Source organism: Candidatus Neomarinimicrobiota bacterium (assembly GCA_022560655.1).
Taxonomy (GTDB): domain Bacteria; phylum Fidelibacterota; class Marinisomatia; order SCGC-AAA003-L08; family TS1B11; genus JADFSS01.
Genome location: JADFSS010000068.1, coordinates 1 through 10578, shown reverse-complemented (window position 1 = coordinate 10578; position 10578 = coordinate 1). Strand labels below are relative to the sequence as shown.

Annotated in this window: 11 protein-coding genes and 1 pseudogene; 1 reads left to right on the top strand and 11 read right to left on the bottom strand. The window is 56.3% G+C overall.

The annotated features are described in order from the left end of the window. The 11 genes and pseudogenes from IH971_09325 to IH971_09275 form a co-directional block, all read right to left on the bottom strand. Positions 1-713 (bottom strand): annotated as a pseudogene (locus IH971_09325) (pyridoxal-phosphate dependent enzyme). 355 nt (positions 714-1068) lie between these two features. Beyond that, the gene (grxD, locus tag IH971_09320) at positions 1069-1398 is read right to left on the bottom strand and encodes a Grx4 family monothiol glutaredoxin (GenBank protein ID MCH7498038.1); all 330 of its coding nucleotides are present in this window, start codon (positions 1396-1398) and stop codon (positions 1069-1071) included. A 469-nt stretch (positions 1399-1867) separates the two neighbouring features. After that, positions 1868-2206, bottom strand: coding sequence for a 4a-hydroxytetrahydrobiopterin dehydratase (locus IH971_09315; GenBank protein ID MCH7498037.1), 339 nt, complete (start codon positions 2204-2206; stop codon positions 1868-1870). Between the two features lie 86 nt (positions 2207-2292). Then, the gene (locus IH971_09310; protein ID MCH7498036.1) at positions 2293-2730 is read right to left on the bottom strand and encodes a DUF309 domain-containing protein; all 438 of its coding nucleotides are present in this window, start codon (positions 2728-2730) and stop codon (positions 2293-2295) included. Positions 2731-3019: 289 nt separating this feature from the next. Next, positions 3020-3259 carry a DsrE family protein gene (locus IH971_09305; GenBank protein ID MCH7498035.1) on the bottom strand — a complete coding sequence of 80 codons (240 nt, stop codon included), beginning with the start codon at positions 3257-3259 and terminating at the stop codon, positions 3020-3022. Positions 3260-3374: 115 nt separating this feature from the next. Then, positions 3375-3959, bottom strand: coding sequence for a hypothetical protein (locus IH971_09300; GenBank protein ID MCH7498034.1), 585 nt, complete (start codon positions 3957-3959; stop codon positions 3375-3377). Positions 3960-4007: 48 nt separating this feature from the next. After that, positions 4008-4184: a hypothetical protein gene (locus tag IH971_09295; GenBank protein ID MCH7498033.1), complete on the bottom strand. Its 177-nt coding sequence runs from the start codon at positions 4182-4184 to the stop codon at positions 4008-4010. A 156-nt stretch (positions 4185-4340) separates the two neighbouring features. Next, on the bottom strand, positions 4341-6302 hold the full coding sequence (gene acs, locus IH971_09290; protein ID MCH7498032.1) for an acetate--CoA ligase: 1962 nt from the start codon (positions 6300-6302) through the stop codon (positions 4341-4343). A gap of 90 nt (positions 6303-6392) precedes the next feature. Continuing rightward, complete coding sequence (locus IH971_09285; GenBank protein ID MCH7498031.1) at positions 6393-7268, bottom strand: DMT family transporter; 876 nt, start codon at positions 7266-7268, stop codon at positions 6393-6395. A gap of 264 nt (positions 7269-7532) precedes the next feature. Then, positions 7533-8378, bottom strand: a complete 846-nt coding sequence (locus IH971_09280) for a hypothetical protein (protein MCH7498030.1) — start codon at positions 8376-8378, stop codon at positions 7533-7535. 289 nt (positions 8379-8667) lie between these two features. Further along, complete coding sequence (locus tag IH971_09275; protein MCH7498029.1) at positions 8668-9705, bottom strand: hypothetical protein; 1038 nt, start codon at positions 9703-9705, stop codon at positions 8668-8670. A gap of 15 nt (positions 9706-9720) precedes the next feature. Between IH971_09275 and IH971_09270 the strand changes: the two genes are divergently transcribed. After that, positions 9721-10578 (top strand): BBP7 family outer membrane beta-barrel protein (locus IH971_09270; GenBank protein ID MCH7498028.1); only part of this gene is annotated, 858 nt, incomplete at its 3' end.

Genomic DNA, 10578 nt, shown 5'->3' with positions numbered 1-10578 from the left:
CTGCTTCGGAACTTATATCCACGTACTCATCAATGAATGTTTCGTCCAATATTTCGGGGATCACATCGCCGGCCTCGCCCAAAGGTTTGAGCCCCTCGATTCCGGGGAAGCGCTCGGGCTTGACGACGACGATGGTTACATTCCGATTGTGCTCCTTCAATCTTCGCGAAATGCCTGTCACGGAACCACCGGTGCCGATCCCACCTACAAAGTGCGTTAGATCCGGCGATTGCGATACAATTTCCGCTCCCGTTGTTTCGTAATGGGCCAGCCAGTTGTCGTCATTTCCGTACTGGTTCGCAAAATAGTACTTTTCAGGAGATGAATCGGCGCTGAACTTCCCGCAATGCTTCATCGTAGCCTTCTAGAGGATCGGTCAATATCACTTTGGCCCCATGTGCCTTGATACGCATCAGGCGCTCTCTGCTGGCATTCCCAGGGATCACCAACTCCACCTGGCATCCAAGAGCTTGACCATAGATGGCATAAGCGATGCCGGCGTTACCTGAAGTCGAGTCCAGAATCACTTTGCCATCATTTAACTGGCCCCGCTTGAGAGCATTCAGCAGCATCCTTGCGACGGGCCTATCTTTTAAGGAACCCCCAGGATTCAGATATTCCGCCTTCGCCGACACCGTTGCAGCGGGGTATTCACCGGAGAATATCAATATGGAAACCAGGGGGGTTTTCCCAACCAGCTCGAAGAGGCCCATATTGGTGATGCGCTCTGTATTATTGGGTCTCACTTCCATCCAATCCCTCTTCCTCTTTGATCACCAGGCCCGGTATTTAAGTTCTCGTTGATAAGCGCGCTGAATCTGCTCCCTGCGCTGCCGGAAGGAGGCTCCACTTGGACCTCTTCGGCATATCCCGTAGAGGTCCGGGGCGACCTCGAGCCGAACGAGCCCAACCCGCCTGGATCAATAGCGCTAGTCCGCGGCAGACCTTAAGGACACCCATCCACGGGGTGCATCTCGAGCCGCAGCCAAGCATCGCCGGGAGTAGTGTGGCACGCCGCCAGGAGTCCGTGCAGACCGACTCAGCATCCCCGCGTTGACCGAAAAGCCCTCAGGACTGGGATGGCGATATCAGCGCCGGCTCAAGGACGGTGATCATCTCCCCCTTATTGTGCAAGTCCATGACGATATCGGCCCCGCCGATCAGTTCTCCGTTCACGAAAAGTTGCGGGATCGTAGGCCAGTTGGAATGCTCTGATAGACGCACCCGAATTTCGGGGTCCTCGAATATGTTCACGTCCTTATAGTCCACCCCATAGAAATCCAGCACCTGGACCACCGCGTTTGAAAAGCCGCACTGGGGTTGCTCCTTGGTGCCCTTCATATACAAGATGATGGGGGTGGTTTCGATGTCGAGTTTAATCTGCTCTGCAAGACTCATCTCTTGAGACCTCCGTATATCCGAATTGCCGGTTGTCCACCAGCTGCCAGTACGCTGGTCAGCACTCATTTGTGCTTTGCCACCATCCAACTACACTTCTATAAAAGACTGAATATCAATCGCTTCCACGACAGTCCCCGGTGGTGCCTGAATATACGACCATTAACGTCCTATTTACAAGTTCCAGATATGCATTTAGCCCGCTTCAAATGGCCTTGCGGATGGGGGGAGCAGGTCAACAGCTCCTGACCGCGACCCTGGGAGTCGCAACCGCAATGCTTGGCAGGACTTGCCGGGTTACTCTATGACCTCAGGCATTCGGACCATGCGGTAACGGCTCATCGACCACTGTGGGAAGTACGCGTCGGCGCTGCTTGCGTTCCATACCGCCATGGCACCGGCAAGGCACCCAACCCAGAGCCGGGTGTGATCTGTTGGATTCCAGTTCCTGCCGCTGACACATCCTCGGCTACGGGTACAATCCATCCGTCTTGGCTGCCATGATAAAATCGTTGCGGTGCAGGCCGTGAATGACGTGCGTCCACCAGGTTACCGTTACTTTACCCCATTCTGTCAAGAGGGCCGGATGGTGTCCCTCTTGCTCCGCCAGCTGGCCCACTCCAGTGGTGAACAGTAGGGCCTGCGCGAAATTTTCAAACCTGTACGCTCGCTCGAGCCTCGGGATGCCGCTACGTTCCACCAGCGCCCAATCAGGCAACTTGGGCAGCAGCTCCTGGATCTCCTCCTCCGTGACCCGGGGTGAGTCCTTGCGGCAGGCCTGGCAGCTCATATCCTTCAACAGTTGCATTTGCGATCTCCCTCGACTGCCCCGTGTTTAGGGCGATCTAAATACCTACTCGGCGCCTTGTTGCTCAAGAAAAAGGCGCGGAGCCTTCAGTTTTCATGCTTGACTGCAAGCAGAATCTGGTAGCCGGATGGTTCCTGTGGCGCGTTGACGGATGATGGAATCGTTGCTACCAATCCGTTCAAATCGATGCCCAAAAATGGCTTATCGTACAAGGCCAATTTTTCTTTTGCCTTGAGGAGATTCCTCATCGCCCCTTCCAACTTGCCGATGGAAAACAAATGCAGTCCCGCCGTGAACTGTATAAGACCACGAAAAATTATTTCGGCGTCATCCTCTTGCTTATCCGACATATCTCGCCAGACGTTTTCCCACGCCTCGTGCGCTTCATAATATTGCTGTTTGTTGAAGAGCGCAACGCCCCTGGCGAATTCAACTTCCTGATTTTGTGAGAGGTGCGGTTCAGATAATCGACCTAGCTCAGCTCTCTTCCGTTTACGTGGTGGCATGCCAACGGACGCAATCAATGACTGATTCGGGGTCTAGGCTATTTCGGTGGATGGGAGTCATTTAATGATGATAAACGCTTGCTAACCGAATCTACCGTCCAGTGAAGTAAGGACCAACAACAAGGCAACGGACAACCGCCGGCTCCTTGTGCCCCTATCATGTCGTTGCTTTATAGGCCAGGTACTACAACGTTATCACGCGATCCACATCCACTGTTAATTGCGCTACTTCTTTCGGAGTAATCCACCTTGAATTTAACCACTCCAGGTCTTCATCCAAGACCCCCCGGGCCTTGCCACACGCGCCTCAGGTGTAAATAGGTACATTATTCTCCAATGCGCTCTGAATCAAATCTTTAAGTGGGGGGATACCCACAGGAAGGACACTATCGGATACCACCTTCCTCGCCAACACGCTCGCATCGCCTGCAAGTATCACCTCCGGCTCGTGTCCCGCCTCAATTGAACCTTGAGCCAGGAAAAATGCCAAACCTGCTCGCGTGGGATCCTCTGAGCCGTGAGTTGATATGATTAAGATTCGCGCCATGTAAGAACACCTCCTGTCCTTGATTGATACTCCATCAAACTACCTTGTTTTATTGTTTTGTTACCCCCGCCCCTATGGGCTGCATTGCTGCGATGTGACTCCCATACGGCTTGAGCTAACCCCGAAAGCCCACCGCGTCACTTAATCCTCGCCGTTCCAAAAGGTGCCTGGCCTTGGCGTAAGAAAATCTCGCCATACCGCCGGAAATGGAGTCCAATGAATGCAAGTGCAACTCCACAAAGAATTTCACAAAAAAGAGTCCCCCCAAGCGGGGGGTTACGGAAGCAGTGGGGGCCAGCGCCACCGGGGCAAAGCTGTTCGATGACTCCAGAATATCGCGACTTGCATGGGGGTCATAGCTCTGCCAGGTCAAAGCCGCAAAAAGTTTGGGACTCTGCCACGGATAGCGGTTAAGCCACTCCCAATAGCTGCTGAGCTTGGCTTCCTGAGATACACGCTCTCCCGCACCATGGCATAGCAGAAGTATACAGTTGAATCCGTCATCCGGGTCTAAGCGGGGAACAATCTCGCCCGGTTTTTCGGCTCGCAATGGGACCTCGGTTGCCAGCTGGATTCCACGGCGCAGCAGTGTCTTGAACAGCCGCTCGCAGAAACCGGCTTCCCATCCCTCCAGGTTACGCGACCCATCGATTAACAGTATCGTTGGTTTACCTGGTATGGTGACCGAATTACCCGGCATGAGCGCTTGTCCCCGACGTGCCGCGCGAGCCAGGCGCTATCATGCGCCTTAGCGCTTTAACGCTGCACTTAACTGTTTGGCCTCCTCCTCATCGAGAAAATACTCTAGTTTAGTTTCATAGCCCAATTTCTTGAGCGTAAGGAGAAGGCGCAATCGTCCGTCATCTGTGCGCTCAAGTTCAAGAGTTTTAGGCTCATGCGATGTTCGAAAAAGCTGCTCCACCATCGGCCTCCATCAATACTGATAGCTGGTTGTAATGGCATGAATTTCAGTCAGCTGAATGCTAATGAAAAGGATCATTTTCGGAAGCCAGGATCCCTCCAGTGGTTCCCGGCCGTCAGATGCTCGGTTGCAGGGGCGGTTATGAGGGCAGTAGAAGATCTAACCCTCCCGTTGCTCGTATTTAGCCTTGAGACGGTCGATGACCTTACTGTCGGCCAGGGTGGTCGTATCGCCGATGGCCTTGCCCTCCGCGATATCACGTAGCAGACGCCGCATGATCTTGCCACTGCGGGTCTTGGGAAGTTCCTGGGTGATAATCACTTTTTCCGGCCTTGCGAACGCGCCGATTTTCGCGGCGACATGCTGCCGGATAGCTTCCCCCAGTGATGAATTCCCCGCGTGCGCTGCAGTCAGGCTGACGAATACCACAATGGCCGATCCCTTGATTTCGTGATCGATACCGATGGCCGCTGCTTCCGATACGGCAGGGTGATCGACGCAGGCTGACTCAATTTCCATGGTGCCCAGGCGATGGCCGGAAACGTTGATCACGTCGTCAACCCTGCCGAGTATCCAGAAGTAGCCGTCCTTATCGAGTTGGGCGCCGTCGCCAGTGAAATAGTTTCCGGGGAACCGGCTCCAGTAAACCTCCTTGAAGCGTTCCGGATCACCGTAGATGCCCCGCAGCATGGCCGGCCAGGGTGAGGTAATAATGAGCAGCCCCCCTGCACCTCTTGCCACCGGCGCACCGTTTTCATCGACAATCTCAGCCTCGATACCCGGCAACGGATGAGTGGCTGAGCCCGGTTTTGTAGCGGTAATGCCCGGCAGGGGAGAGATCATGATATTCCCAGTCTCCGTCTGCCACCAGGTGTCAACAATGGGGCAATGGCTGCTGCCGATAACTTTGTGGTACCATTTCCACGCCTTGGGATTAATAGGCTCTCCCACGGTTCCAAGCAGGCGCAGAGATGAGAGGTCGTGGCGGCGGGGGAAGTCATCGCCCCAGGACATGAACGTCCGGATCGCCGTCGGGGCCGTGTAGAAAATAGTCACGCCGTGCTTGGCGATGATCGACCAGAAGCGATCCTTGTCAGGGTAGCCGGGCGCTCCCTCGTACATCAATGTGGTGGCACCATTTGATAAGGGCCCGTAGATGATATAGGAGTGACCCGTAATCCACCCGATATCGGCGGTGCACCAGAAAACGTCGTCAGATTTCAGGTCGAACACGTACTTGGAAGTGTATGTAACTCCCGTGAGGTAGCCGCCGGTGGTGTGCATGATGCCTTTGGGTTCACCCGTGGTACCGCTGGTGTACAGCAGAAACGACAGCGCCTCGCTGTCCAGCTGGGCGGCTTCATGTTGGGCGGAAGCCCCCTCCATGAGACGGTGATACCAATGGTCGCGGTTTTCGTGCAGCTTGAGGGCTGCCCCGTCACCGATGTGACGAACAATGATGACATCCTTCACGGGTGAGCCGGCGGCGGAGATGGCTGCATCGACGATATTCTTGAGGGCTATGATTTTGCCGTTTCGGTAACCACCGTCGGCGGTGATGATAAGTTTGGAGCCGCAGTCTTTCACGCGGTCACTGATAGCTTCGGCGGAGAAGCCTGCAAAGATGATACTGTGCGCGGCCCCGATGCGTGTACAGGCCAGCATGGCCACGGCCAGCTCGGGAATCATGGGCATGTAGATCGTCACCCGATCCCCTTCCTTTACCCCGAATGTAGCCTGCAGCACATTTGCAAATTTGCACACCTCACGATGAAGATCGTAATAGGTGAGGACCCTCTGGTCCCCAAGTTCCCCTTCCCAAATGATGGCTGCCTTGGTACGACGCCAGGTCAGGATATGGCGGTCCAAACAGTTATAGGCTATGTTGGTCGTGCCGCCCACGAACCATTTGGCATCGGGCTCGTCCCAGTCCAGAATCTGGTCCCACTTCCTGAACCAGTGCAGTTCTTCGGCCTGATTGGCCCAAAAAGCGAGCCGGTCTTTTCTGGCCGCTGCATAGATGGAATCATCACTGGCGTGGGCCTGTGCGCTAAACTCAGCCGGTGGTTTGATCACGTGCTCTGCGTCTAGTACGGAGGACGAGTCGGCATGGTCCGGCATGGCATGCGCTCCCGTGTGGTTTGAGTTTATCAGAACAGGGTACGGCCGTCGCAGTTTAATGCGTCCCCCAGCGCCGAGCAAGCCCAGTCGCTACGATCCTTCGACCCCAGGATTCAGCCTGTGCCCCAATAAGGCCAGCGCGACACCCCCCAGGATCACCACCGTTGCTATTCCCAGCCGGGCCGTCACCGCTTCGGCGAGCAACAGCACCCCTGCCACGGAGGCGATAATGGGGACGGTCAGCTGCACAACTGCTGCCTGGGTCGCAGACAAGCCCCGCAATGCGCTGTACCAGATCGTGTACCCGATTCCAGACGCGAGAATGCCCGACAGGAGTGCGAAGGTGATTCCCGGGCGGGTGAGGTGCATCGCGCCTGCATTTGCTACGGCGAGCAGGAGGGCGAAGGGAACCGACCGCATGAAATTGGCGGCGGTATCACCAAGTGGATTTTCAGAGCCGCGCCCTCGTAGGGAATAGAAACCCCACGATATTCCGGCCATCGCCATCAGCACGGAGGCCCCTACGGGTGGTGCGGTGAGTCCGGGAAATAAAAGGATGATCAGCCCGCCAAAGGCAGCGGCCAGCCCCAGCCATTGGTAACTGCCAATCGCCTCTCCGCTCCAGAGGGCTGCTGTGAGCATGGTCAGCTGCACGGCGGCGAAGAGAATGAGGGCCCCGGTGCCGACGCTGAGTTCAACATAGGCAAATGAGAATGCCGCGGCGTAACCGAACAGGAATCCGGCCGAAAGCCAGCTGCCGCTCGTCCGTGTCGGGCGCGTTTGCCCCGGCAGGGTGGCGATGGCGGCCAAGGCCACCGCCGCCGATATGAGGCGTAAAATTGCAAAACTGCCGGCATCGATGGTGTTCCCGCTGAAGCCCGCCTTGTTAAATAGCGAGTTGGCCGCAAATGCCACCATGGCAAGGGCCGTGAGAGCGCCGGTTCTGTTGGCGGCGGCGGCAGTCATCGTTAAGTGTTCGCCTGCATTGTGGGAGTGCCAGGTAGCGCCGGTAGTTCCATCGTGGTGGCGTGGTTAGCCGGCAGAACGCACTAAAAAGATAGACGGCTGGCCATAGCTGGGCAAGTCATTTTTGTGGCCCTGGGTTGCGAGCCAGACAGTGTTGCTGCCCAACCTCCTCGCCGCGCAAATGGCCATGCAGACGAGGGTCCTGGGCGGCTAATTATCCGCAGAGGGCGGCGGGATCACATGCGATGTTCTAAAACACCTGAGTTAGGGCATTAGCGCAAACAGTTCCCGCGCCCCTGGGATGCCCTTGAGGGTCCGTGTGCCGCGCGATTCGAACGAGAATCCTGCGCCCTCCGCAAGGGAGCGGGCGATTGCGGAGACGAGAACTTCGCCAGGCTGGGCCTCGGCTACGATGCGGGCAGCTTCGTGCACGGCAAGTCCGGCTAGGTCGCCCCCAAGGAGCTCGACTTCCCCAATGTGCAGCCCCTGCCGGACCTCGAGTCCCAGGCGACCGACCCGCTCCCGAATCCGCTTGGCGGCGTCCAGTGCCTGAGCAGGTCCTTCGAAACGGGCAAGGAAGCCGTCTCCGGTCGTGTTCACCTCATACCCGCGCGTTTCTGCCAAGACCTGGCGCACCGTCTCGTCATGCTTCGCAAGCAGCGCCCGCCAGGCACGGTCACCCAACGACCTGGCCCGAACCGTGGAATCGACAATGTCGGTGAAGATCAAGGTTGCGAGTACCCGCTCGCCGTGCCGGGGCTGGAGCCACTCACGCAGCCCTTTCCATTCGAGCGCCACCACCGGCTCATTGCCCACCACCCACGCGTCATGCTCCGGCGGGATGTTGTAAGCGCTGCCCGCAGTGAGCTCGTGGGTCGTGCCGTCGGCCAGGGAGACTGTCATCGCTCCCGAGAGCACAAATCCCATGTGCCGGTACTCACACCACTCAGTGCCGACGATGGGGCGGATGTGGGTGGACCACCGCCAGCCAGGCGGGGTGACAATTCGTCCGATGGTCATGTCACCAATTTCCAGGGTTTCCGTATGAACCTCGGCAATCGTCTCAACGTGATCGGGGTCCTCGAACGTCCCGCTTATGCGTCGTGCCATGGGTGGCCTCCTTGCCGGCTCTCCAACATCAGCTACCTGAGCAGCACCGTTTGATGGACTTGGTCTATCGAGGCGTAACCAGGCGAGCGATGCAGGTATGAGTGGGTACCTCCCACCCTGCCTGATCCTCGCCCTTGCAGATCACTGGGTGGTACCCGGCCTGCTGCCGCTCCTTCACCAGATGCGTAGACTCCCGGCCCTGGGAGGTCAAAGATATTCAGTATCACCGCTCTAGTATAGCCGGCCTCGTTTCCGGGCACCGTTTGCAAAGGTGTGGGCTGGCCGGGTGTTAATCCAGCCCCATGCGGGTAAGGAGTTCACGATACTTGGGATCATCGGCCATAAGTGCCCGTACCCCGGGGTCGGCTTCGGCCAGGAAGAGTATGGAAAATAGCCGTGCCTCGAACCCTTCCTCGAGTTGGGCCAGCAGACCTTCAGCGTCCTGGGCAATTATTCTGGCCACACTTTTTGCGAATAGATTGGAGCCCTCTGCGTTAAATACTTTGGAGGCTAAGCCGGTCTCCAGGATTAGAGCCTCCAGTCCATACTGTTCCCAGATCAGACGTAACTCAGCGGCCTGTTTCAGAGTCGGGCCGTACCGGGAGTGATCTTCCGCCAGCAAGTCTAGCCATTCCTCAATCTGTCCAGTCTGTAACATCTGAAGCGTGAGCAGACCGGTAGCCAGAGGAAAGCCGGGATGCAAGTCCAATGCACTCTCGAACTGCTGTCTGGCAGTCACGTACTGCTCATCGCAGTAGTAAATCCAAGATCTCACCGCGGCGATTATGGGCGAGAGAGGATCCAGTTCATGGGCAGCATTAATATGAGGGATAGCCTCGTCAAACCTTCCCAGAAACGCAAGGAGCTCAGCATACCATTGCTGGCCCGTGGCGTAATTGGGGTTCAGCTCTAACGCGATCAGGTACTCACGCTCCGCTTCGGCGAAGTCCCAGGCATAATTTTGCAACACATAGGCCAGGGATGTGTGAGCCTTTGCGAGGCCAGGGTCAATCGCCAATGCTTTTAGCGCGGCCCCCTTTGCTTTCGGGAATGCTTCATCCCTGGATACATTGGAGTATTGATCCATGAGGTTATAGGTATCGGCCAGCCCCACATATGCCTGGGCGTAGAGGGGATCGGCATTGATGGCCTGCTGAAAGAAATTCTTTGCAAGACGCAGATCGCGTCCCGTTCGCTTGTTCCAGAAATGGTACCCCTTGAGATAGAAATTATAAGCCTCGATGCTTTGGGTTGGTTGGCGATCGAGCCGAGCCGATTCAGACGGCGATAGGGTAACTCGCAGCGCTTCGGCGATGCGGCCGAGCACATTCAACTGCTGGACGTGCAAGAAGTGGAAATGGAATGGGTGGGTGGCTTCGAAGCCCGCATTGGTCACTTTTTCAATCTTGGTCAAAATGCTTGGGAAATCGTCTATTGGGGAATTTTTCCATTCCAACAGGAATCCGTCCTGATCGACGTGAACGTCAACGGTGCGCTGAATGCGATCCTGAACTTCGACCAACTGTCGATCAACGTTGGTGGAGTTCCAACGGTCGTCGGTGACTGGGTCGACAATGCCGACGCCCATCGTCTTCGCCGCGACTTTGATATTCATAATGTTGAATTCAACGTCTGGAACTACACGGGGTGCAGTGCTGTCGGTTGCCGCTCGCGGATCACCTACAACTGGGGCTTCGGTGGGCGGTATTTCCGTGTGGACGAGAAGTTGCAATTCTCGGCCAAGGAAAACGGCACTGGAATCGTCTTCGACGACAGCACCAACCAGATTAACTACGATGTGGATGTCGACAACAACTTGATCGGTGCACAAATAATCGGTAACGGCCAGTACTTCCTCAACAATTGCTTGAGCTTCTCGGTGGGAACCAAGGTTGGCGTGTATGCCAACGTGATCAACCACCGCTCGCGCATCTACAACATCGACGGCACCGCGTTTGTCAATAACGGTCCAAACAACGGCGCGGAATTCGACGTGACTTCCAACAAAACCGATGTTGCGCTGATGGCCGAACTCAACGTTGGATTCAATTATCAGTTCAACCAGCGCTGGAACGCCTACAGCGGTTACCGCGCCTTGGGAATTACCAGTCTTGCTACCGCCACTGGCCAGATTCCGCGCGACCTGCGAGGAGTCCAAGATGTGCAGATCATCGATTCCAACGATGGTGTGCTCCTGCAC

Excerpts from the sequence above, each read along its gene's own strand:
- grxD (MCH7498038.1), bottom strand. The coding sequence starts at position 1,398 with ATGAGTCTTGCAGAGCAGATTAAACTCGACATCGAAACCACCCCCATC.
- IH971_09315 (MCH7498037.1), bottom strand. The coding sequence starts at position 2,206 with ATGCAACTGTTGAAGGATATGAGCTGCCAGGCCTGCCGCAAGGACTCA.
- IH971_09305 (MCH7498035.1), bottom strand. The coding sequence starts at position 3,259 with ATGGCGCGAATCTTAATCATATCAACTCACGGCTCAGAGGATCCCACG.
- IH971_09300 (MCH7498034.1), bottom strand. The coding sequence starts at position 3,959 with ATGCCGGGTAATTCGGTCACCATACCAGGTAAACCAACGATACTGTTA.
- IH971_09295 (MCH7498033.1), bottom strand. The coding sequence starts at position 4,184 with ATGGTGGAGCAGCTTTTTCGAACATCGCATGAGCCTAAAACTCTTGAA.
- acs (MCH7498032.1), bottom strand. The coding sequence starts at position 6,302 with ATGCCGGACCATGCCGACTCGTCCTCCGTACTAGACGCAGAGCACGTG.
- IH971_09285 (MCH7498031.1), bottom strand. The coding sequence starts at position 7,268 with ATGACTGCCGCCGCCGCCAACAGAACCGGCGCTCTCACGGCCCTTGCC.
- IH971_09280 (MCH7498030.1), bottom strand. The coding sequence starts at position 8,378 with ATGGCACGACGCATAAGCGGGACGTTCGAGGACCCCGATCACGTTGAG.